The sequence below is a fragment of the Tamaricihabitans halophyticus genome, from assembly GCF_004340875.1.
Taxonomy (GTDB): Bacteria; Actinomycetota; Actinomycetes; order Mycobacteriales; family Pseudonocardiaceae; genus Tamaricihabitans; species Tamaricihabitans halophyticus.
In genome coordinates this window covers 110111-132038 of record NZ_SLXQ01000013.1, presented here as the reverse complement: position 1 = coordinate 132038, position 21928 = coordinate 110111, and the positions used below count along the sequence as shown (strand labels likewise).

At 66.2% G+C, this 21928-nt stretch carries 18 protein-coding genes and 2 tRNA genes; 11 read left to right on the top strand and 9 right to left on the bottom strand.

Annotated elements, in window-relative coordinates:
- Position 1: 1 nt before the first annotated feature.
- Complete coding sequence (locus tag EV191_RS23835; RefSeq protein WP_132879571.1) at positions 2–1204, bottom strand: S8 family peptidase; 1203 nt, start codon at positions 1202–1204, stop codon at positions 2–4.
- Positions 1205–1438: 234 nt separating this feature from the next.
- Here EV191_RS23835 and EV191_RS23830 point away from each other — a divergent pair, with 234 nt between their 5' ends.
- Positions 1439–2383, top strand: coding sequence for a hypothetical protein (locus EV191_RS23830; protein WP_132879570.1), 945 nt, complete (start codon positions 1439–1441; stop codon positions 2381–2383).
- Between the two features lie 58 nt (positions 2384–2441).
- Here the strand turns inward: EV191_RS23830 and EV191_RS23825 are convergent, their stop codons facing one another.
- The gene (locus tag EV191_RS23825) at positions 2442–4046 is read right to left on the bottom strand and encodes an acyl-CoA synthetase (RefSeq protein ID WP_424565498.1); all 1605 of its coding nucleotides are present in this window, start codon (positions 4044–4046) and stop codon (positions 2442–2444) included.
- A gap of 150 nt (positions 4047–4196) precedes the next feature.
- Between EV191_RS23825 and EV191_RS23820 the strand changes: the two genes are divergently transcribed.
- A complete protein-coding gene (locus EV191_RS23820) occupies positions 4197–5894 on the top strand; it encodes a bifunctional 3'-5' exonuclease/DNA polymerase (protein ID WP_132879567.1) in 1698 nt (565 codons plus the stop codon).
- A complete protein-coding gene (locus EV191_RS23815; RefSeq protein WP_132879565.1) occupies positions 5878–6801 on the top strand; it encodes a phosphotransferase family protein in 924 nt (307 codons plus the stop codon). Before EV191_RS23820 ends, EV191_RS23815 begins: the two co-directional genes overlap by 17 nt.
- Before the next feature lie 24 nt (positions 6802–6825).
- On the opposite strand, the gene EV191_RS23810 is transcribed toward EV191_RS23815, so the two are convergent.
- From EV191_RS23810 to EV191_RS23795, 4 genes are all read right to left on the bottom strand, one after another.
- On the bottom strand, positions 6826–7992 hold the full coding sequence (locus tag EV191_RS23810; RefSeq protein ID WP_132879564.1) for a lactate 2-monooxygenase: 1167 nt from the start codon (positions 7990–7992) through the stop codon (positions 6826–6828).
- A 3-nt stretch (positions 7993–7995) separates the two neighbouring features.
- Positions 7996–9054, bottom strand: a complete 1059-nt coding sequence (locus EV191_RS23805; RefSeq protein WP_132879562.1) for a tetratricopeptide repeat protein — start codon at positions 9052–9054, stop codon at positions 7996–7998.
- Between the two features lie 85 nt (positions 9055–9139).
- Entirely contained in the window at positions 9140–10915 is a 1776-nt protein-coding gene (locus EV191_RS23800) for a GMC oxidoreductase (protein ID WP_132879561.1), read from the bottom strand.
- Positions 10915–11796 (bottom strand): hypothetical protein, encoded by an 882-nt coding sequence (locus EV191_RS23795; protein WP_132879559.1) that lies wholly within the window; start codon positions 11794–11796, stop codon positions 10915–10917. Before EV191_RS23795 ends, EV191_RS23800 begins: the two co-directional genes overlap by 1 nt.
- 377 nt (positions 11797–12173) lie before the next feature.
- Between EV191_RS23795 and EV191_RS23790 the strand changes: the two genes are divergently transcribed.
- The 4 genes from EV191_RS23790 (at position 12174) to EV191_RS23775 (ending at position 14741) form a co-directional block, all read left to right on the top strand.
- Positions 12174–13493, top strand: coding sequence for a Bcr/CflA family multidrug efflux MFS transporter (locus tag EV191_RS23790; protein WP_132879558.1), 1320 nt, complete (start codon positions 12174–12176; stop codon positions 13491–13493).
- Between the two features lie 154 nt (positions 13494–13647).
- A complete protein-coding gene (locus tag EV191_RS23785; RefSeq protein WP_132879556.1) occupies positions 13648–13860 on the top strand; it encodes a hypothetical protein in 213 nt (70 codons plus the stop codon).
- 93 nt (positions 13861–13953) lie between these two features.
- Positions 13954–14559 carry an oligoribonuclease gene (orn, locus tag EV191_RS23780; protein WP_132879555.1) on the top strand — a complete coding sequence of 202 codons (606 nt, stop codon included), beginning with the start codon at positions 13954–13956 and terminating at the stop codon, positions 14557–14559.
- Between the two features lie 106 nt (positions 14560–14665).
- Positions 14666–14741 (top strand) — tRNA-His (locus tag EV191_RS23775).
- Positions 14742–14910: 169 nt separating this feature from the next.
- Here the strand turns inward: EV191_RS23775 and EV191_RS23770 are convergent.
- Positions 14911–16179: a L,D-transpeptidase gene (locus tag EV191_RS23770; protein WP_132879553.1), complete on the bottom strand. Its 1269-nt coding sequence runs from the start codon at positions 16177–16179 to the stop codon at positions 14911–14913.
- A gap of 181 nt (positions 16180–16360) precedes the next feature.
- Between EV191_RS23770 and EV191_RS23765 the strand changes: the two genes are divergently transcribed.
- Positions 16361–16436: transfer RNA gene (locus EV191_RS23765), tRNA-Lys, on the top strand.
- A gap of 173 nt (positions 16437–16609) precedes the next feature.
- Here EV191_RS23765 and EV191_RS30670 read toward each other — a convergent pair.
- Positions 16610–17086, bottom strand: a complete 477-nt coding sequence (locus EV191_RS30670; protein WP_243659182.1) for an MFS transporter — start codon at positions 17084–17086, stop codon at positions 16610–16612.
- 77 nt (positions 17087–17163) lie between these two features.
- Complete coding sequence (locus tag EV191_RS30665) at positions 17164–17619, bottom strand: MFS transporter (protein WP_243659181.1); 456 nt, start codon at positions 17617–17619, stop codon at positions 17164–17166.
- A 577-nt stretch (positions 17620–18196) separates the two neighbouring features.
- Here EV191_RS30665 and EV191_RS23755 point away from each other — a divergent pair.
- From EV191_RS23755 to EV191_RS23745, 3 genes are all read left to right on the top strand, one after another.
- Positions 18197–20080 carry a vWA domain-containing protein gene (locus EV191_RS23755; RefSeq protein ID WP_132879552.1) on the top strand — a complete coding sequence of 628 codons (1884 nt, stop codon included), beginning with the start codon at positions 18197–18199 and terminating at the stop codon, positions 20078–20080.
- Between the two features lie 226 nt (positions 20081–20306).
- A complete protein-coding gene (locus EV191_RS23750) occupies positions 20307–21404 on the top strand; it encodes a DUF4037 domain-containing protein (protein WP_132879550.1) in 1098 nt (365 codons plus the stop codon).
- A gap of 16 nt (positions 21405–21420) precedes the next feature.
- Positions 21421–21858, top strand: a complete 438-nt coding sequence (locus EV191_RS23745; RefSeq protein ID WP_132879549.1) for a hypothetical protein — start codon at positions 21421–21423, stop codon at positions 21856–21858.
- The last annotated feature ends 70 nt before the right edge of the window (positions 21859–21928 follow it).

Sequence of the window (21928 nt, the reverse complement as noted above, 5' to 3'; positions counted from 1 at the left end):
CCTACTGCCCGATGGTCTGCAGCAGCAGGTTGGCGGTATCCGGCGAGGCATTCGTGATCTTGTCAGCGGCCGCCGACGAGGTCAGTGCCTCGGACACCTGTGCCGGGTCGGCATCGGGGTTGTCCGCCAGGTACAGCGCGGCCGCGCCAGCGACGTGCGGCGAAGCCATGGACGTGCCGCTGTTGGACTCTTCCCCGCCGCCCAGCGAAGCGGACACGATGTCCTCGCCTGGCGCGTACAGGTCCACGACCGAACCGAAGTTGGAGAAGCTGGCCTGACCATCATCCTGGGTGCTGGCCGCGACGGTGACCGCCTCTTCCACGCGGGCTGGCGAGACGTTGGCGGCGTCCTGCGACTCGTTACCAGCAGCGAGCGCGAATGTGACGCCGCCCGCGACGGCACCACGCACCGCCTCATCGAGCGCCTCATCCACCGGCCCACCGAGGCTCATATTGGCCACCGACGGCCCCTGCGCGTTCTGGGTCATCCAGTCGATGCCGGCCACGATCTGTTCCGTCGTGCCAGAGCCCTGCGCGTCGAGTACCCGAACCGGAACGATCTGCACGCCCTTGGCGATGCCGTACTCGGCGCCACCCACGGTGCCGGCGACATGCGTGCCGTGACCATGTTCATCGGCGGGGTCGTCGTCGTTGTCGATGGCGTCGAAGCCGCCGCTCGCCCTGCCTTCGAACGTCTCGTGGCTGGCGTCCACGCCGGTGTCCAGCACGTACGCCGTGACGTTGTCCGCCTTGGTGTTGTAGGTGTAGCTCTGGTCGAGCGGTAGGTCTGCCTGATCCACCCGGTCAAGACCCCAGGAAGGTGGGTTCGCTTGCTCGTCGGCAACGTGGAACCGCTGGTTCTGGCTCACCGACTGCACCGCGCCGTCCGCGGCCAGCCGCTTGGCTTCGGCCTCGCTGGCCTGGATGGAGAACCCATTCAGTGCGCTGCCGAAGACCTTGGACACATTGGCGTCGTAGCGCTCGGCCAGGCCGTCTGCCAGCGCACCGATCCGCGTCCCTGCCCCGGTGGCGCCGTCCTTGAGGACAACCAGGTAGCTGTCCGCCACCGCGGTTTCGCTGTTGGCCATCTCGATCTCGCCGGTAGCCTGCGCTGGGGTCGCCAGCACAGCCGTGGCTGTCGCCATCGCGCTGATCGCGCCGATGCCCGCGAACAGCCGGCTTCGATTCCTTCGACTGGTCAGCATGGTTACCTTCCCGTTTTCCGGTCACTCGATAACAGCCATACAAGTTCACCGGTAAGTAATTGAGCAACATTTGCCAGTTACCAGAACTAGGCCGAATGGAGCAGAACCATTGAGCTGTACCGAGGAACGCGAAGACCGAGCCGTGCTTGGCATTAAAAGACCATGTCCCGGTGGTACAGTCAGCTCACTCGTTATACCGACGCGGGTTACGTCAGATTGCTGGGGTCAGCACGGATGGCAGGGCCGACTGCGGACGACTCGACGTCCGGGATCCCGGGGAACCAGGATTTCGCGGCCGCCTTGCGAAGTGCAATTTCCAAAAGTGGGCTCAGCCTCGATCGAATTCAAGCTCGGCTCAGGTCACGCGGATTTCCGATTAGCGTCACCGCGCTGAGCTACTGGCAATCGGGGAAGCGGCAGCCCGAGCGCAGTGGCTCGCTGGCCGCGCTCGGCGAACTGGAGAAGATCCTCGGGGTCTCCCCCGGCTCCCTGCTCGGCCTGGTGAAAGCACCTCGGCCGCGCGGTTCGGCCAGCCGGTCAGCCGAGCCGGCGCCGCCCAACAGCACCCTGCGGTTCGACCGTCCGGCACTCGACGCTCTGCTGCGGCGCATTGGCGCACCGAACGCGCTCGCCGAACCCCAGCAACTGGACCTGATCGGCCTGCACGACAGCTGCGAGATCGCCGCTGACGGCGGTCAGCGCAGCCTCACGACCCGCGCGGTGTTCCAGGCCAACGCGGATGGCCAGCGCAGTTGGCTACTGGTGTTCAATCAGGACGATCCGGCCAGCCCGCCACCCAGATTGCAGGCGCTACGTAATTGCCGGGTAGGTAAGATGGCAACGGACGAACAGCATGGTTTGGTTGCCGCCGAACTACTATTCGACCGTGAAATAAACCAGCACGAAACGTTTCTCATCGAGTATTCGCTGAGCAATACCGGACCACCCTTTCCCACCTGCCAGAACACGAACTGGCGGGAGTTCCGGCGCAAAATCCGGGAGTATCTACTCGAAGTACGGTTCGCTACCGAGCGAACTCCGAAAAGCTGCTGGCAATACCAAAGGGGCAGCTCCGACGAGACCACGGAATGGCATGAACTGGCCATCGACCCGGCCAATGGCGCACACGCGGTAGCGCTGGACTTCGGTCCCGGCGTCTTCGGTATCAAGTGGGAATGAATGCCGCACCGTACGCGGGGCAGCAAGCTGGCACCGGGTGACCCAGCACGCCGAGCTATCAACCAGAATCGGCCAACTTGTTGCGCAGTAGTTTGCCCGTCGCGTTTCGCGGCAGCTCGGCAAGGAATACCACATCGCGCGGCGCCTTGTATCTGGCCAGCTTCGCCTTCACCTCATCCGTAATATCCGCGGCGGCCAGCTGCGCGCCTTCGGCTGGCACGACGAAGGCTTTCAATCGTTGGCCGAAATCCGGATCCGGCACGCCGATCACCGCGGCTTCCAGTACATCGGGCCGTTCCGCGATCAGGTTCTCCACCTCGGCGGGAAAGACGTTCTCCCCGCCAGAGACGATCATCTCGTCGTCGCGGCCATCCACGAAGAGCAGGCCGCGCTCATCGAAATGCCCAACATCCCCGCTGGAGAGCAGGCCATCGATGCGTTCCTTGTTCCGACCATCCGTGTAGCCCTGGAAAGCCAGCGCGCTCCCGCCAAATATCCGGCCGGTGACATTGGGCTCGGTGATCGGCTGGCCAGCATCGTCGTACAAGGCCAACCGGCAGCCGACCGGCGGGCGACCGGCGGTACCCGGGGCCGTCCGCCAGTCGCTTGGGGTAGCCACCGCGAGGCAGGCGACCTCGGTCGAACCGTAGAAGTTGTACAGCACCTCACCGAAGGTATCCAGCACCCGGTTCCCGAGATCCGGCGAGATCGCCGAGCCAGCGGCGAACACGACCTCGAGCGAGGACGTGTCGTAGCGGCCGAGCACATCCGCCCCAAGGTCAACCATGCGCTGCAACATGGTCGGCACTACGACCAGCGTCGTACAACGCCGCTCGGCGATCAAACGCAACGCGGACTCCGGGTCGAATCTGCGCCGCAGGATCACCTGCGAGCCAAGCGCGAGGGACAGGATGAAGATCGACAGCCCGGTGCCGTGGAACAGCGGCGCGGCTACGTAAGTCCGCATGCCGGTGCGCAGCGGAATGCGATCCAGAAACTGCGCCGAGTCCAGCCCGGACAGCTTCGGCCGTGGGGCACCCTTGGGGCTTCCGGTAGTGCCGCTGGTCAGCAACACGAAACCGCCCGGCTTCGCCGGGATCGGCACTGGGCGATCCGCGGTGCTGGCGATCAACTCGTCCAGCTTCTCGGTATCCGTGGTCGCGGCCGCGGAGTCATCGTCGACCCAGGCGAGGTATCGATCAACGGTGCCGTCGACCTCGGCGAGCAGCTGGGTGAACTCCTCGTCGTACACCAGCGCCCGCACGCCTTCCCTGCGCGCCACATCGGCGAGCTGCCCACCGCCGAAACCCGTGTTCATCAGCAGCAACCGGGCACCGAGCTTGCCGGAGGCGAGCATGGTGAGGACCAGTCCTCTGTGGTCCCGGCACAGCGCGGCGATCACCGTGCCACAGCCGACGCCGCGCGCGGCGAGCGCGCGGGCAAGCGCGTTCGATTTGAGGTCGAGCTGCTGGTAGGTCAACTCGCCGCGCTCGTCGTGCAGCGCGATATCGCGCGGCGCGCGGCGCGCGGAGGTCTGCACCGCGCCGGCGACCGGACCGAGCTGGCGAACCGCGCGTAATGCCCGTAGCCCCTCGTCCGGCCGGGCCATCGAGAACACCCCAGAACGCTGCAGGACCGCGAGCTTGCGGAAGAGCTCGGACATATGCTCCATCGCACCCGGCACTATGGACGCGGCCTTCAGCATGCTGACCTCCATGTCACGCTGCCGTCGCGAGCTAGTGCCCAGTAACCTACTAGCCAGTATGGCTCGCTGTCGATACGAACTGTCGGCCGTGCGAGGCAGAATTGCCTGGTGCGAATCGTGTTGATCCCGGACGCGGAGGGCACCTTCCGACTCCGCGGGGTCGCCGACGGTGCTCCGCTGCCGAACAACTCGCCCGAATGGGTCGACCCCGTGGAGCAGGGGGTCGACCCCGCTCGAATCGCCGAGCTGGAACACGCGCACCAACCCCGTTGGGTCATCCCCGCAGCCGAACAGCTGTACCCTGCGCTCTACCGTGCGGGTATCCGGCTCGGCCGCTGTCACGATCTGGCGCTCACCGAGGCGCTGCTTCTCGGGCACGCCGGCAGGCACGCGGCGCCGCATCGGCTACCGGCCGCCTGGGCTCGGCTGCATGGCCTTCCCGAGCCGCCGGATGCCGAGCCGGCACTGCCGCATCAGCCCGACCAACCGGGCCTTTTCGAGCCGACCGGACAACCCATACCGAAAGGCGTAGAGCCGCTGCGGGCGGCCACCGAGGTGTATCTGGCCCAGCAACGGGCGATCGCCGAGGCCGCCCAACCACAGCGATTACGCCTGCTGGCAGCTGCGGAATCGGCGGGGGCGCTGGCCGCCGTCGAGATGGCCGAGGAAGGTCTGCCATGGCGTACCGATGTGCACCTTGCGCTGTTGGAACGGCTACTCGGGCCGCGGCCGAGCGCGGGTGAACGTCCACGCAAGCTCGCCGAACTCGCCGAGCGGATCAGTGTGGCGTTCGGCGGGCGCCCGATCAATCCCGACCACCCGGCCAGCGTGGTGCGCGCGTTCACCTCGGCGGGCATCGATGTGCCCTCGACACGCGCCTGGGTACTGCGCGAGATCGACCATCCGGCGATACCCGACCTGCTCGAGTACAAGGAGCTCGCCAGGTTGTACGCCGCGCATGGCTGGCATTGGTTGCAGACCTGGGTTTCCGGCGGCCGGTTCCGCCCGGTCTACGTGGTCGGCGGGGTTGTCTCCGGCCGGTGGGCAAGTCGTGGTGGCGCGGCGCTGCAACTGCCGAAGGAGCTGCGGACCGCGGTCCGTGCGGATGCGGGGCATCGCCTGGTGGTGGCCGACGCGGCGCAGTTGGAACCGAGGGTGCTCGCCGCGCTCGCCAAAGACGATCGGCTCGCCCAGGTGTCCGGCTCCGCGGATCTGTACGAAAACCTCGCGGCCGACAGCTTCGCCGGCGACCGGGCGCGGGCGAAGATCGCGATGCTTTCGGCGATGTACGGCGGCACCTCGGGCGAGGCCGGGCCACTGCTCGCCACGTTGCGCAAACGCTTTCCATTGGCCGTCGACTACGTGGAATCCGCGGCGCTGGCCGGCGAGCGGGGCGAACTGGTGCGTTCGCAACTGGGCAGGACCAGTCCGCCACCGAGCGAGCAGTGGCGCGCGGCGACCGGAATGAGCACCGAGGACGCCGCGGCTGAGCGACGTACCAGGCGAATCGCCCGCGAATGGGGGCGGTTCACCAGAAATTTCGTGGTGCAGGCAACCGCCGCCGAATGGGCACTGGTGCTGCTCGCCACCTTGCGGGGCAAACTCGCCGAGCAGGCACCGGGCGCGCACGTCGTGTTCTACCTGCACGATGAGGTACTCGTGCACTGCCCCACCGAGCAGGCCGACACCGTCCGTGCACTGTTGCGACAATCCGCGCGGATCGCTACCGAGCTCGTTTTTCCCGGGACGAAAGTTCGCTTCCCGCTGGAGATCGCGATCGTGGAGTGCTATGCCGACGCCAAGTGACGAGCTGGGCGCGCAGCTGTGGAACTGGTTGCGTGGCATTGGCCTGAAGGTCACCGCGGTGCGGTGGTTGTCCGGAGGGTTTCGCAACCACAACCGTTTGCTGCACACCGAATCCGGGCACCGGTACGTGCTTCGCCAGTACCCGGAGGCCAACCGCAGCGAGGTCGAGGCCGCCCTCGCCACCCGACTGGCCGGCGTCGTCCCGGTACCCGAGCCGATCGCGATTGATCCGGATGGCTCGGCCGCCGGCAGCGCGGTCCTTGTCTCCCGGTTCATGACCGGCGCCACGCTCGCCGAGTTGTTGCCCACAGTGGATGATCGGGCGGCCGGGCAGCTTGGCGAGGACATCGCGGCCACGCTCGCGGCGATCGGTTCGATCGGGTTCGCTGGCCCCGGCTGGTTCGCCGACGGCTCGCTTCGGCGCTCCACAATGGAGGTTCCAACGGATCTGGTCAGGTTCGTCGAACGATGTCTCGCGGAGCCGAACTGCGCGCGGCTGCTCGATGCGCGCGAACGCGCGAGATTGGTCGCCGTGGCCAAGCGCTTGGCTCCGGAACTCGCCGGGGAGGTGGATCGCGCTCAGCTGGTGCACTCCGATTTCAACCCGAAGAATCTGCTAGCCGAGCGGCGCGGCGGGCACTGGCGGGTCAGCGCCGTGCTGGACTGGGAATTCAGCCACAGTGGCAATGGGTTGGTGGATGCCGGAAATATGCTGCGCTTCGCCGCTGACTATCCACCCCAGTACCGGGAGCGCTTCCGGGACAACTACCGCGAGCTGACCGGCGCGCCGGCCAACTGGGAACGGATCGCCGAAGCCCTCGACCTGTTCGCCATCGCCGAACTGCTCACCAGGAGCGCTCCCGGTGCCCGTACCGACCAGCTACTCCAGCTGGTGCGCGAGCTGTGACCGCAATGTTGAGGGATGTTGCGGTCACAGGCTCCGGGTCAGCACATCGGGGTTGAGCCCGGCCAGCCTCGCGTTTCCGGACAGCGCCATGGTCAGATCGAGGTCCGCGAGCAGGCTGCGGAGCACATGCCGGACCCCGGATTCACCACCAGCCGCCAATCCGTAGGCAAAGGGGCGGCCGAGGAGGACCGCGTTGGCGCCAAGGGACAGCGCTTTGACCACATCGGCACCGCTACGGATACCCGAGTCAAACAGGACGGTGGCGCGCTCCCCGATGGCTCGAACGATCGAAGGCAGCACGTCCAGCGAGGCGACCGCGCCGTCCACCTGACGGCCGCCGTGGTTGGAGACCACGACGCCGTCCATGCCCGCCTCCACCGCGCGGCGCGCGTCGTCCACGTGTTGAATGCCCTTGAGCAGAATCGGCCCATCCCAGTGCTCGCGCAGGAATGGCAGTTGGTCCCAGCGTTTGTCCGTGCCGGTGAACATGCCAACCCAGCGCAGGATCGCTGCCTGCGGGTCCTCCTCCGGCGTCCGTTCGAGCAGTGCGCGAAAGGCCGGATCGGTGAGCGCGTTCGCGATTCCAGTGCCGCGAATGAACGGTAGGAAGGCCTGGTCGAGATCGGACGGCCGCCAGGCGAGCGTCCAGGTGTCCAGGGTGACCACCAATGCGCTGTAGCCGGCCCGCTTCGCCCGCTGCAGCAGGCTGGCCGCCACCTCGGGATCATTCGGCCAGTACAGCTGGAACCATCTCGGCCCGGCTCCGCTCGCCTTGGCGACGTCCTCGAGGGAATACGAGGACGCGGTGGACAGCACCATGGGCACCCCGAGTGCGGCCGCCGCGCGTGCGGTGGCCAGTTCACCTTCCTCGTGCAGGATCGACTGGACGCCGATGGGCGCGAGCAGCACGGGCGCGGGCAACTCGGTACCCAGCACGGTGGTGGCCAGCTGCCGATCGGTGGCATCGGTCAACATCCGAGGCACGATCCGCCAATGGTCGAAGGCTTCCCGGTTCGCCCGCATGGTCGCGCCCGAGCCGGCTCCGCCAGCGGCGTAGCCGTACGGCTCTGGCCGCAGCACCTCCCTGGCCATGGCCTCGAGCGCGGTGCCGTCCGTAGTGAAGTCCGGAACCACTCCGTTCAGCCCGTTCAGGTAGATCTCCGATTGGTACGCGCCGAACGGTTGCGGCATCGCTCAGCCCTTCCTGCCCGATCGTCTCGTCCGATGTGGACCCGTCAGGTAGCCGATCACGCCGGTGGCCGCGGCGCAGCACAACGCGAGGGTGAGCAGTCGGGTCGCGGCGAGATCGAGAGCTAGCAACGTAGTCCAGCTCGCCAGCAGGAGCAATGCCCCGGCAAGCGTGCCGGCGCCGATCATCAGCAGCACGCTGCCCTGCCACCAGTATTTCGGCCGCCATCGGCTTACCCCGGGAAATGCCCGCAACGCCCCGCCCGCGACGAGCAGACAGACCAGGAGCAGTCCGAGCCCGAACCAGGCGAGCAGCCTGGTGGGGTTCGGCATTCCGGCGAGCATCAGCAGCATGGAACCGCCGGCCAGCCATGCGCCGAGGCGCCGGAGCAGTCCGCCGAAGGCACGATGAGTATCGGCCCGTGGGCCCGGCGGCAGTGACTGGGCCACTCGCGCCGGACGGTCGGGTGCCCTCGGTGGTGGCTGATCGGCGCGCAGCCGGGTCAACCCTTCGATGGCTAGCTCGCTTTGCGGGTCGAGCGCACGCGCCGTCTGATAGGCGTCTTCCGCGCCTTCCGGATCACCGAACCGTTCCGCGGCCTCGCCGAGCACTTCGTACGGCCGCGAGTGCTCCGGCGCCAGCCGCACGGCCTGTTGCGCCGCGCGGAGGGCATCGGCAACGGTGCGCTCGTCGGTGAGCAAGCAGTCGGCGAGGGTGATATGCGTGCGCCAGTTCCGCGGCTCGGTGCGTACCGCTTCGCGGGCCGCGCTGATCGCCTCGCCACGCCGGCCCAGCTCGACGAGCGCGAGACTGCGTAGCCGGTGCGCCCACGCCTGGCCGGTCCGGTCGGCAGCCGTGGTACGCCGCAGTGCCTGGCCGGCGGACCGCAGCGCGGCCGTGGGCTCTTCGATCTCCAGCTGCGCGGCGGCCAGCCGGCACCATACCTCGGCGTTGGCGTCCTCGATGTCCAGCAGACCACGCAGCAGCCGGATGGCGGATGCCGCGTCGCCTGCCGCCGTGAGGTCAGCCGCGCGGGCGAGCACGGACGCGGTCTGCTCGCTCATAACCACCGAGCATAACCAACCGGTGACCCGCGCGAACTATCGACACCTCAGGTATAACGCCGTCACGACCACCGCGCGGCAGGAGTCAGAGACCGAGTTCGGCCAGCCGGGTGCTCACCCGAGGGTCCGTGGACACCACCGGCGATTCGGTACGCACCCACGGGAGGCCACCGAAGTGCTCCTGGAAGATTCGCTCCGCTGTCCTGGTGGCGAGCGCCTGTGTGGTCAGCGTCGGGTTCGGGCTACCCAAGCCGTTGGCCAGCGCCGAGTTGTCCGCGATGTACAGCCCGCGCACCGCGCGCGACTGGCCGGTCGCGTCCACCACCGAGTCCTTTTCGGATTCACCCATCCGCATCGAGGACTGCACGTGCAGGATCAGCGGAGCCCAGTCGATCCGGTACACCTCGCGCGCGCCGGCACCGCGCAGTAGTTCGGTCGCTTTGCGCGCCATGAACTCCCGGTTGCGCAGCGTTCGCGCGGTTCGCTGGCGTGCCCTGAAGTGCACCTTCGGGATCGGACCGTTCTCATCCGCGGGCAGCGCCGAACGCGTGACCCGGTTATCCGCCTCCACGTCGTCGTCGGTGATCACCAGCACGCTCAGGATGTTCTCCAGCCCGCCGCTGACCATGTCCTTGAGCTCGGGACCAAGTACCCGGCCGGCTGGCCCGTCCCATTCGCCGGTCATCCCCCTGCCGTTGGCGTACTGCCCGCGAATACCGCTGTCCGAAAGGTTCATCGCGAACGCGTGTAGCGCGGGCGGTAGCCCGACGTTCTCCAGGCCACCGTAGGGAGGGAAATCGAGGCGTGCGGCGGAACCAACGCCCTTCGGGTTGCCAACCGATTCGTCGAACACCCCGAAAACCCAGTCGAAGAAGTGGTCGGTGTATCCGCGGCCGACCCAGCCATTCGGGTTCGGCAGACCACTGTTCAGCCACAACCGTGGGTTCTCCGTACAGCCACCGGCCATCACCACGACCTTCGCGTCTTCCCGGTGTTCGGTGCCGGAGGCGTTCTCCCGCCAGGTCACGCCGGTCGCGGTCAGCTTGCCCGCCCTGTTCTCGGCGTGTACTTGCGTCACGTAGGCATCGGCGATCAGCGTGGCCGCCCTGCCTTCGGTCGCCCATACGTTCGCGGTCAGCGCCATCGGCACGTAGCTGTTGTCCGTGGAACGCTTGGCGTACTGGTTTCGCGGCCCGCCGACTGGCCGCATACAGCCCTGGAAGCAGTAACCGCAGAAGGTGCACCCGGTTGCCTGCGGGTAGTTCAGCAGGTTCCGGTCACTGGTTCGTCCCGCGGTGCCGCCCGGCTGGAGAATCGCGTTCTCTTGTGGACGGTAGGACGGCCCGCGCGTGGTCTTTGTGGTTTGCACCGGAAGGTCGAGGGTCTCGCAGCCACGGAAGAACCGCTCCTCCTTACGCCCCATGGCCGCGGTCATAACCGGTGCGGTCGTCTCTACCCATTCAAAGTAAGGGACCATCTCCCCGTAGCCGAACGGGAACCGGTGTGCTTTGTCGTACTCGCCGGCGTCGGCGCCCGAGTAATCGTTGAACACGCCCGGATAGGCTCGCGGGTAGTTGCCGTAGAAGTGCTGAGTCGTCCCGCCGACCCCGGACAGCTGCCAGACGAACGAGTTCTGCGACCACTCGCGAAACCACGCCGGACGCGAACGATCAGTCGGCCCGAGCCGGAAGTACCCGGTAAGCGGGTTGTTCGCATCGTCCTCGAACGACGTCCACTGTTCGCGTGGGTTTTCGTGTCGGGGACCAGCCTCCAGCAGTAGCACGTCCAGTCCCTTGGCGGCGAGCTCCTTGGCAACCACTGGGCCGCCACCACCCGCGCCGATCACGATGACATCGCGCATCAGTCCTGCACCTCCGTGCGATCCTGGTAGTAGCCAATGAACTCGTCCCAGCCCTCGACAGGTCCGTCCGGCTGGTAACCGGTGAGCTGCCAGCCGACCGGCCTGCCGGTGAGCTGTTTGGTCTCGCGGTCGAAGACCGCGTACTCGCCGTACGAACCGAACGCGGCGAACTCGAGCAGTGCGCCACCAACGAACTTGAGCAGTCCGGATACCGACTCGCTGAGCGGCTGCGGCAACTGAACGTCCAATGTCGACACTAGGCTGGCCAGCGGCGTTTCGATAACCTCGAAGGCCCGTGCCTTCTCGTCGAAGGACAGTCGAGCGAACGGCGAGACAAACGGACCGTTCACCGCGGCGGGGTTGACCGTGGTCGCCACCAGATTGAGCAATCCGGCGATCAGCAGCGAAAGCGGGATCGTGGCATCGTTGCGCAACAGCGAGCCCAGTGCCTTGTCCAAGGTGGCTACTTCGTTCGGCAAGGCGTCGAGGCCGGGCAGTTCGATGCCGGCGTCCGCCAGACCAGTGGTGAGCGCGGCGGTGACCGGTCTGGCCAGTTCATCGGGGAACGGCACGAAATTGTCCAGCGCCTCGGTCAGGAATCGCGCGGCATCCGCCTCCAGCGCGCCGGGATCGCCGCGCGGCGTGCCCTGTGCCTTCGAGTATTCGTCCGGCCCTGGGCAGACGAATACGACGAGGCCGTTCATCGTGTCGGTAGCCAGCTTCGCCAGCACCGGCCGCAGCAGCGCGACCACGTCGTCGAGTGGATTTCCGGGTTGCGCGAGCGCCGCTCGCGGCAGCAGACCGCCGGCACCAACCGCCGCGCCGAGAATCCCCACACGAGCCAAGAAGGCCCGCCTCGCGAGGTACTGCGAGGATGTCATGTTCACCAGCTCCATGGTGGTTACGGGAACGGCAGCCCGAACTGAACACGCATCCGTAGTGATCGAGCACGGGCTGTAGTTGCCCGCGATCGCAGCAGCGAAACTCGGTCACGTCACTGTGACCGCGGACACGTATTTCTATCAGCCAAACGGCTCAACCGCACTACCCCACCCAGCGGCATGCCGCCACGAAGAGCCTCGTGGCCCGCCCAACCGGGCGACGCCCACGTGCGAAAGACCACAATCGAAATAGTTGCTCTGGCTAACTTGTTACCCACTCACGGCGATGAAACCCAATGGGAAAGGAATGCGCGGACCCGCGAGGTGAGCCCCGCCGGCCCGTGCGAACAACGACACGGTGCAACCGTGGGAGCGGGATGACGACGACCATTACGTCCACACAGCCAACTACGAACGGAGTTTCTCGACGACGCAAGCTGCGGTTCGCCCTCATCCTCGGCGGGCTGACCGCGCTTGGACCACTGTCCATCGACATGTATCTGCCGGCGCTGCCCACAATCGCCGGCGATTTGTCCACCAGCGCATCCTCGGTCCAGCTCACCCTGACCGCATGCGTGATCGGTATCGCACTCGGCCAGATCATCGCCGGCCCGCTCAGCGACTCACTCGGCCGGCGCAAGCCGCTGCTCGTCGGGCTCGCGATCTACACCGCATTGTCCATCGGGTGCGCGGTCGCGCCGACGGTGGAAACGCTGATGCTGTTCCGCGCGCTCCAGGCGATCGGCGCCGCCGCCGGAATCGTGATCGCCAGGGCGGCGGTACGTGACCTCTTCTCCGGTAAGGCCATGACCAGGTTCTTCTCGAACCTGATGCTGGTCACTGGGCTTGCGCCGATCCTCGCGCCGGTGATCGGCGGTCAGGTACTGCAGTTCACCACCTGGCGTGGCGTGTTCGTCATACTCGCCGCGTTCGGCGCGATCCTGTTCGCCGTCGTGGCCTTCGGCCTTCCGGAAACGCTGCCAACCGCGCGGCGGGCACCCGCCCGGATCGGTGGGACACTACGGGTCTTCGGCGGCCTGCTCACCGACCGGATGTTCATTGGCTACGGCCTGGCCTGCGGATTGATGTTCGCATCGATCTTCGCCTACATCTCCGGTTCCTCGTTCGTGCTGCAGGACCTCTACGGCCTCAGCCCGCAGGCGTACAGCCTGGTCTTCGGGCTGAACTCGATCGGCCTTGTCGCCTTCGGGCAGATCAACGGCCGGATCGTCGGCCGGTTCTCCGAACGCGGGCTGTTGCGGACCGGGCTGATCCTGGCCAGCATCGGCGGCATCGGGCTCGTGATCGCCGCGGTCAGCGGCGCTGGTCTGGCCGGACTGCTGCCGCCACTGTTCCTGCTGATCTCCGGGAACGGATTCGTGATGCCGAACGCGACGGCACTGGTGCTCGGCGCGAACCCGAAGACGGCCGGCAGTGCCTCGGCGCTACTCGGCGTGCTGCAGTTCGTGGTCGGTGGCCTGGCCGCGCCACTGGTCGGCCTCGGCGGGCAGTCCTCGGCGCTGCCGATGGCGCTGGTGATGGCCGGTTTGGCGATCGCGGCCCTGATCGCGTTCACGCTGATCGCGCGGCCAGCTCCGCGGCGGCCGAACGCTCCTGCCGCTAACGCCGTCCGGGAGAACGTTGCGCACCCGGTCACGCCGGCGACGGAGACGGCGCCGGTAAACGCCAGACGGTAACCACCACCGGGGGTGCGCGGCACGTCCTCGCACACCCCCGACCGTCTGGTCAGAAGGATTTTCCGCAAATTGCAGGAGAAGCCACGTAAGCCGATCCGGGGTAACCCGTCCCACAACCAACGCCAGGAGAACTGACGGAACCGTGGAGGTCGGGGTGCACACGCAGGACGAGTGGTTGGTCAACTGTCAAGACATGGCCGGGCGCAAACGCGGCCTCACGGTATCGGCGGCGAACGGCAGAGTGGTGCTCATCGCGCCGCCAGGCGAAGCAGCCGTACTCAACCCGCTCGACGTGGGCAGGCTCCGCGCCGCCCTGCGCGATGCGGTGATGTCCGCGACGTACCACGCGGAAGGACATCGCCGCTGAACGGCTCCGGCGTCGTCCTATCACGCGCCACGGCTCGCGGACGTGTGCCCGTAGTGGCCAACATTGGCCGCCGAGTTGGTTAAGCTCTCCCGGGTGAATGACCGCTTGGTATGGATCGACTGCGAGATGACCGGGCTCGATCTCGGCAAGGACGCGCTTATCGAGATCGCCGCGCTGGTGACCGATGCCGATCTGAACATCCTTGGCGACGGTGTCGATCTGGTTATCCATGCCGACGATGCAGCGCTGGCCGGCATGCCCGAGATCGTTAGCCAGATGCACGGCAAGTCCGGGCTCACTGACGAGGTGCGCAGCTCCACCCTGTCCCTCGCCGAAGCCGAGCAACTAGTGCTCGACTACGTGCGGGAATACGTGCCAGAGCCGATGTCCGCCCCGCTCGCGGGTAATTCGATCGCGACCGACCGAGGGTTCATCGCCCGCGATATGCCGGCGCTGGACGCGCATCTGCATTACCGGATGGTGGACGTCTCCTCGATCAAGGAGCTCGTCCGGCGCTGGTACCCGCGGATCTACTACGCGAAGCCGGAGAAGGGGCTCGCGCACCGGGCGCTCGCCGACATCCAGGAGTCGATCAGCGAGCTGAGCTACTACCGGCGGGTGGCCTTCGTACCGCAGCCGGGGCCGAGCAGTGACGAGGCAAGGGCGGCCGCGGCCGAGATCACCAACCCGCCCGCGTGACGCGATCGGTGCGGCCAGCCCGGCAAACCGAGCCCGGTGCGCACCGGGATTTCCGGGAAGGCTAAGATATCGTCCAGCGGCTGCCGCGCTAGCGCGGCAGCGCATGGTGGGTGTAGCTCAGCAGGTAGAGCACCTGGTTGTGGTCCAGGATGTCGCGGGTTCAAGTCCCGTCACTCACCCCATACAAGCATCCCCCGTATCCAGTCGATACGGGGGATTTTTATGTCTATTGTGTCCACCCAGACGAACGAGTACGCGACGCAACGGGAGCGGACCCCGTGACCGCTAACCTGAAAGAACGCGGTCACGGGATGTCACCAACCCCGCGCGCTACCGGTGCCTGCTATCGATTCAGCCGTTTCGCTTCCCGCCGGATAGCCACTGCTCCCACGGGATCTGCCAGTCACCCCAGCCATCGGTCGGCTCCAGCTTGGGACCGTCGGTGTTCCGCACGATGATCACATCGCCCTTGTTGGATACACCTTGCAACCAGCGCGCGTCCTCGGACGACAGGTTGATGCAGCCGTGGCTGGAATGCTCGCTTCCCTGCTGAGCCACTGACCACGGAGCCGAATGGTAGAAGATGCCGCTGTAGGACATGCGGGTAGCGATCTCCACCCAGATTCGATAGCCCTCCGGAGCGTCCTCGGCGACCCCGTAGGTCGTCGAGTCCATGGTGTAGCCCTGGTGCTCGCTCATCGCGACGTAGGTGCCGTGTGGCGTGTCATAGCCAGGTTTGCCCATCGAGATCGGCATCTTGCGCACCTGTTTGCCGTTGATCGACACCGACATCTGGTAACTCGCGCCATCGGCGATCACGACGACGCGGTCGCCGATCTGCACCTTGGCCCGCTGGTCGTCCCCGCCATAGATGCCGCCGCCAAGGTCCTTACCGTAGATGGCGGCGTTGATGTCCACATTGGTTCCGGACGTCCAGTACTCCTTGGGCCGCCAGTGCACGGTGGCATCGTCGAACCAGTAGAACGCGCCATCGGTCACCGGATCGGTGCTCACCCGCAGAGCCTCCTCCGCGGCTTCCTTGTCCGGAATATTCGTGCTGAACGTGAAGATCAACGGCTGGCCGACACCTACGGTCTCACCGTCGGTTGGCTGCACGGACACCGTCGCGGTCCCCTGCGGGGTCGCGGTGCGGAAACTGGAGCTCTCCACCGCGCGCTCGCCGTCCGAGCCAGTGCCCACGGCCTTGGCGGTGTAACCCTTGCCGAAGCCGAGCGGTTCGCCGGAAACCCACCGCGCCCCGTCATCGACGATCTTGCCCTTGACGGGGGTGCCATCCTCGCCGGTCAGGGTGACCTTGCTGAGCTTGCCGTGCTCGGCGGTGACCGTGATGGGCTTACCCGGTTCCACGTCGTTCGCGCCGTCCGAAGGGTTCAACTTCATCGAGATCGGCTTGCTTGGCGCACTCGGCTTCGCCGAGCCCTGCTGCCCGGTGTTCGCGACCTGTTCCGCGGGAGACGGCGTACAGCCGGCCAGGGCCGTCACCACGGTCAGCGTGAGCGCGGCTAGGCCGGCGACACTCGCCGCCCGCGCTGATCCAGTGATCCTGTCCCGCTTGTTGGCGCCGCCCCGGTGGCGGGCCAGAAAACGCAGCCCCGACATGCTCGATTGTCCCCTCAGTGTGACTACCGAGCTCCAAGTGTGCCGGACGGCACCGATTGTCCAGCACGCACCCGGCAATGTCGACGCACGTTCGTTACCGGCGACCGGGCCCCTGCACAAGGCCTCTGAGCCACTGTGCTAACGTTCTTCTCGTTCGCCCGGTGAGTAACCGGTGCAGTGCGCGCCAATAGCTCAATTGGCAGAGCAGCTGGCTCTTAACCAGCGGGTTCGGGGTTCGAGTCCCTGTTGGCGCACCATCCAAGCGCAGGTCAGTATTATCGCTGACCTGCGCTTTTGGGTTTGGAATCCTTTTGTCACCGGGCTGACCGTCTATTGTGGTCTGCTCTGGACCGTTACCTACAGCAAGCGACGTGGCGGCACCGCCTACGCCGTGGACGTCACGAGCTGCCATACCGCGACTGGCCCGAGTTCAACGGAAACCGCGCCGTCGATTCCCGGCTAGCAGGGCGACAATGCTCACGCATGCGGTGGCCAGGATGTAGTAGCCCGGTGCTATCGATGAATTGGTGAGCGCGATCAGTGAGGTCGCGATCATCGGCGTCAACCCGCCGAAGATGCTGACCGTGGTGTTGTAGCTGAATGACAAGCCCGTTGCCCTGGTACGTGCCGGGAACGTGTCCGCCATCACCGAAGGCAGCGCTCCGAAGTAGCGGGCCTTGAGTAGACCAAGAAGCGCCATGCCTACCAGCAGTACGGTAAAAGACCGACCTGCGGTGGCCCATCCGAACAGCGGGACGACCGCCGCGCCGATCAGTGTCGCGGCGGGCAGCATGACCTTCAAGCGCCCCAGCTTGTCAGCAAGCATGCCGACGAAAGGGGCGCCGACGGTGAGGATCACGCCCGTGATCATCAGGGCCAGGTACGACAGCGACTCATCCAGGCCCAACTCGTTGACCCGTAGGTGGGCAAGTACTGCAGGTAATAGTTCAACGCGGTCGAGACGACCAAGGCCTCACCCCGCGATCAGCAGTCCGCCCACTTCTCGCGGAACACATTCAGGATCGGCGAGCGTCCCGCGGATTCAGCGGATCCTGTCGGGACTGGGGTGTCCTCGACGTGGCGGCGGATGTAGTAGCAGACAGGGCCGATGAATAGTCCGAACACGAATAGCAGGCGCCAACCCAACGAGCTCATCTGGTCGTCGGACAGCAATGCGGTCAGCAGGGCCGCGGATCCAGCGGTCAGTAGCGTTGCCAGGCCCTGGCTGGCGAACTGGAAACTGCCGAGCAATCCTTTGCGACGCTCGTTCTTCACGATCAAGAACGACGTCGCCGCGCCGAATCCGCCGCCCGCGGCGAAACCCTGAATCAGCCTCGCGAGGATCACGCCCACCGGGGCGAGAAACCCGATGTGCGCATAGGTAGGCATCGCCGCCAACAAGGCGGTGCCGACGAGCATGATCCAGATGGTGAGTACCAACGCCTTCTTTCGTCCATGCCGATCGGTGTAGGAGCCAAAGACAAGCCCGCCGAGCGGGCGCTACTGGTAGGTGCTCGTCCGGCGCATGCTGCGGACAACCGGGATAGGAATGTGGCAGCCACAGACTCGGTAGGCTGAGAACATCGGTAAACACACGGTTGGGCAAACTTCCGCCAGTGTTGGGCAATACCGCGACAGGCCGATCCGTAACCCCGTCGAGTGCGCTTTTCGCCCGACGCGCTCATGGATCGTCGACCGGGGTGCGACTAGCGGCGAACCGTTGGTCAACCTCCACATTGACCATTGCGTAGCCGGCGGCAGCCAGCTGCTCGACAACGGGCCTTCTCGACTTGATCGCAGTTCAGTGCGTTACTCGCAGCCCGCACGACCATGTCACGGCGCTAGCGTCCTGGTTGCCCAATGGGACGGCGCAGTCCGCGGCACAGCGGTTCTACTGCTCCGCGTGGTTCTACTGGTGCGCATGGTTCTTATTGCTACGCGTATGTCCTTCGACGTTCCGAATCGGCGGCCGGCTCCGCCCAGTCGAATGGGAAATACGACGGTTTAGGGAGAACCAATGAGCAGGTGGCGAAACAAGCTAGCCGCGCTGGCCGCCGTGTCCGTCGCCAGTGCTTTGCTCGCGGCCCCGGCAGCAGCACAGCCATCCGGGAACGAGCAGGCTCCGCGGGTGCAGGTCGAGTACGCGCCAACGATGTTGGTCCTGGACGGTTCGGGTTCCATGAAAGACAACGACCCCAGCGGTGGCACCAAGATGGCGGCCGCGAAGAACTCGGTGCACTCACTGGTCGACATGCTGCCCGACGACGCCCGACTTGGCCTGACCACCTACGGCACCGAAACCGGCGAAACACCCGCCGAGAAAGAAGCCGGCTGCCAAGACGTCTCCGTGTTGCAAGACGTGAAACAACTGGACCGCCAAGCCATCACCACCGCGGTGGACGGCATCCAACCCAGTGGCTACACCCCCATCGGACACTCCCTGCGCACCGCAGCCGACCAACTACCCGACGACAAGCAACGCGCCATCGTGCTCGTTTCCGACGGACTCGACACCTGCGCACCACCCGACCCCTGCGACGTCGCCGACGAACTCGCCGAGGAAGGCATCAACACGGTCGTGCACGCCGTCGGCTTCGGCGTCGACGACGAGGCCAGCGAACAACTCAACTGCATCGCCGAAACCACCGGCGGCACCTACACCCGCGCGCCCGACGCCGAAGCACTCGAACAGGCCCTACCCCGCATCACCAGCGTCGCACTACGCAACTACCAACCAGCCGGTGAATCGGTAACTGGTACCCAGGAACCAGCAGGCGCACCGGAAATCGGACCCGGCCAGTACGTGGACAGCCTCGGGCCACAACAGCGCAAGCACTACGCGGTGGACATCCCCGAGGGTGGCACTGGCTACTTCAGTGCCACCGTGCCACTCGCCCGCGGCGAAGGCGGCATCGCCGATGTGGACGCGCTCGGGATCAACGTGATCTCCCCATCCGGCGCGGAATGCGTCGACGAAGGAGGAGTACGGACGACCGCGAGCATGGGGCAAGACGGCGAGCCGCTGACCGCACAGTTCGCCCTCGACACCACCAGTGGGAGTATGAGCGGCGGTTGCCAAGAAGCCGGCACCTACACCATGTACGTGCTCCGCGACTCGGGCACCGCGCAGCAAACCGAACTGCCCGTCGAAATGCAGATCGGCATCGAACCACCGGTAACCGGTAGCAAGGGCGAACCAGCCGAGACCAGCAACGTCGAACTCCGGGAACAGAACGGCCAGGCACAACCCGTGATCGGTGGCGGCTCATTCAGCTCCGCCGCGACACTGGACGACTCCGGCGCCTACCAGGACTCCCTCGCCCACGGCGAGTACGTCTTCTACCGCGTAAACCTCGACTGGGGCCAAGGACTCGCCTACCAAGTCAACTTCGCCGACAACGACGACGCGCGCATCGCCAACATCAAAACCGACCTGTACACACCCAACCGGTACACACCACTGATGGACGGCGGTAACACCGACGCCTACACCGGAAACGCGACCACTCTCGGCCCGCTCGCCACACCCCCAGTGCGCTACCTCAACCGGGAAGGTAGCGAGCGCCACCATTCCGTCGCCGACTGGTACTACATCGGGGTCAAACTCGGCCAAGGCGGCGGCAACAACCCACCACCCACGCTGGTCGACATCGAGCTGGAACTAACCGTCACCGGCGAACCCGAAAACGGCCCCGAATACGCCAGCAACGGTGGCACGGAAGCCGAGGACGTGTTCGGCGAACAGCGAGACACCCAGAACACCGCCAACATCGCCGAAGCACCCACCACCAACTCATTCCCGCTAGTACCGGTACTCGCCGGAGCAGGCGGCGTGGCGCTACTCGGTGGCACCGCCGCGACCATCTGGCTCATCCGACGCCGCAACCGCATACAACCGTAGCGGGCGATGTACGACCGCGAGCTGGCGTGGACCCTCCCCGACCGCTCGCTGTCGTTCTCGCTCTCCTGCTTGTGGGGCCCTGACTAGACCAGCGTGATCAGGGAAGCTCCACCGATCTCGCAACAACCGGCGATCACAAAATCCCTCGAGCTCGCGTCACACAGCTCGCGGCGTTGCTGGGCGATATTCGGTCGCCGTACGTGGTCCCGGATGCCAGCATCCCCACATGGCTACCGAGTTCATCCCCGGCCTGCGGCTTGCGCACCGCTTCTACCTGGATGCCGTCGCCCCGCTGTTGCAGGACCAGCTGCCTGGCCTGGTACACACGGCCGCGCTGATCGGTACGGGCTCGGAAGTGCTCGGTTTCGACACCGCGCAGTCCACTGACCACGACTGGGCTCCGCGCGTGCAGCTGTTCCTGAACAAGCGGGACTTCGACCGACATGGCGCCGCGATCACCGAGCTGCTGGCCGATCATCTGCCACGCACTTTCCTGGGATATCCGACGAATCTCGAACCGCGCACCGCTGGCGGCAATCGGCAGATGCGGGCAACCACGGGACGGTTGCGGCACGGCGTCGTCGTCGCTGACCTGGACGGCTGGTTCACCAACCACCTCGGCTTCGATCCACTCGCCGACATCACGGTCTTCGACTGGCTTGCCACCCCCACCCAGACCCTGGCCGAGGTCACCGCGGGTGAGGTCTTCCACGACGGGCTGGGGCGACTCAACTCCGCCCGGCACCGCCTCTCCTGGTACCCCGACGATCTGTGGCGTTACCTGCTCGCCTGTCAGTGGCAGCGGATCAGCCAGGAAGAGGCCTTCACCGGCCGGTGCGGCCAGGTCGGCGACGAGCTCGGTTCGGCGATCGTGGCCGCCCGTCTGGTTCGCGACCTGACCCGATTGTGCTTTCTGCTGGCACGCACGTATCCGCCGTACGGCAAGTGGCTCGGCAGTGCTTTCGCGCGGCTGCCCTGCGCCACGACGCTGACGCCCGTCTTCACCGCCGCGCTGCGCGCGACCGGCTGGTACGACCGCGTGGGCCACCTTGCCACGGCGTACGAAACGATCGCCGCGATGCACAATGACCTCGGCCTCACGGCCAACATCGACACGCGTACCCGCCCGTACCACGACCGGCCCTTCCGGACCCTGCACGCCGAACGGTTCACGCACGCGCTGCGCGAATCCATCAGCGAGGACACCGTGCGTGCGCTGCCCGTGGTGGGCAATGTCGACCAGTTCCTGGACAGTACGGACGTGCTCGGTAACCGCCACCGCCGCCGAGCCGCGGCCCGCGCGCTCTACCCCCAGGACAGCTGACGACGCGGCGGCGAGAATGGTTCGCTACGTATCCGCCGTGGTCTGCACGCTCGCCGGCGGGATCGCGTTGGTGTTGAGCGCGTTTGGCCGGTGGATCGGCCGGCGGGAGGGCATGGATATTCCGCTCAGCCAGCTGTGGAACGGGCTGGGCCCAGACACAGCCGGTTTCATCGGATCGTTGGCCATGCCACTCATGATCGCAACCGTACTCGCGCTCATCGGAGCGGCGAGCAAAGGGCGACTGCTGGTGGGCTTCGCCGGGCTGATCGGGCTGGTTGTCACCGGACTGTTCATGCTCCAGCAAGGGCTTTCGGAAAGCGGCTTCGAGCACCTCCACCAGGGCTGGACGAAGGCTGGCGGCGGCGCACTGCTGTTCATCGTCGCGGCCGTGCTGCTGCCAAACCGCGTCCGGACCACGGACGACGCGGACATACCTGACCGCAATCTGCGGTGACTGGGTGTGACCGCGTTCTTAAAGGTTAGCGAGTTTACCGTGGTCGTCGGCGCCCCGGGATCGCAATCTT

What these genes read in the sequence shown, in the direction of transcription:
- EV191_RS23835 (WP_132879571.1), bottom strand. Translation starts at nt 1,204, where the DNA reads ATGCTGACCAGTCGAAGGAATCGAAGCCGGCTGTTCGCGGGCATCGGC.
- EV191_RS23830 (WP_132879570.1), top strand. Translation starts at nt 1,439, where the DNA reads ATGGCAGGGCCGACTGCGGACGACTCGACGTCCGGGATCCCGGGGAAC.
- EV191_RS23825 (WP_424565498.1), bottom strand. Translation starts at nt 4,046, where the DNA reads ATGTCCGAGCTCTTCCGCAAGCTCGCGGTCCTGCAGCGTTCTGGGGTG.
- EV191_RS23815 (WP_132879565.1), top strand. Translation starts at nt 5,878, where the DNA reads ATGCCGACGCCAAGTGACGAGCTGGGCGCGCAGCTGTGGAACTGGTTG.
- EV191_RS23810 (WP_132879564.1), bottom strand. Translation starts at nt 7,992, where the DNA reads ATGCCGCAACCGTTCGGCGCGTACCAATCGGAGATCTACCTGAACGGG.
- EV191_RS23805 (WP_132879562.1), bottom strand. Translation starts at nt 9,054, where the DNA reads ATGAGCGAGCAGACCGCGTCCGTGCTCGCCCGCGCGGCTGACCTCACG.
- EV191_RS23800 (WP_132879561.1), bottom strand. Translation starts at nt 10,915, where the DNA reads ATGCGCGATGTCATCGTGATCGGCGCGGGTGGTGGCGGCCCAGTGGTT.
- EV191_RS23795 (WP_132879559.1), bottom strand. Translation starts at nt 11,796, where the DNA reads ATGACATCCTCGCAGTACCTCGCGAGGCGGGCCTTCTTGGCTCGTGTG.
- EV191_RS23790 (WP_132879558.1), top strand. Translation starts at nt 12,174, where the DNA reads ATGACGACGACCATTACGTCCACACAGCCAACTACGAACGGAGTTTCT.
- EV191_RS23770 (WP_132879553.1), bottom strand. Translation starts at nt 16,179, where the DNA reads ATGTCGGGGCTGCGTTTTCTGGCCCGCCACCGGGGCGGCGCCAACAAG.
- EV191_RS23755 (WP_132879552.1), top strand. Translation starts at nt 18,197, where the DNA reads ATGAGCAGGTGGCGAAACAAGCTAGCCGCGCTGGCCGCCGTGTCCGTC.
- EV191_RS23750 (WP_132879550.1), top strand. Translation starts at nt 20,307, where the DNA reads ATGGCTACCGAGTTCATCCCCGGCCTGCGGCTTGCGCACCGCTTCTAC.
- EV191_RS23745 (WP_132879549.1), top strand. Translation starts at nt 21,421, where the DNA reads ATGGTTCGCTACGTATCCGCCGTGGTCTGCACGCTCGCCGGCGGGATC.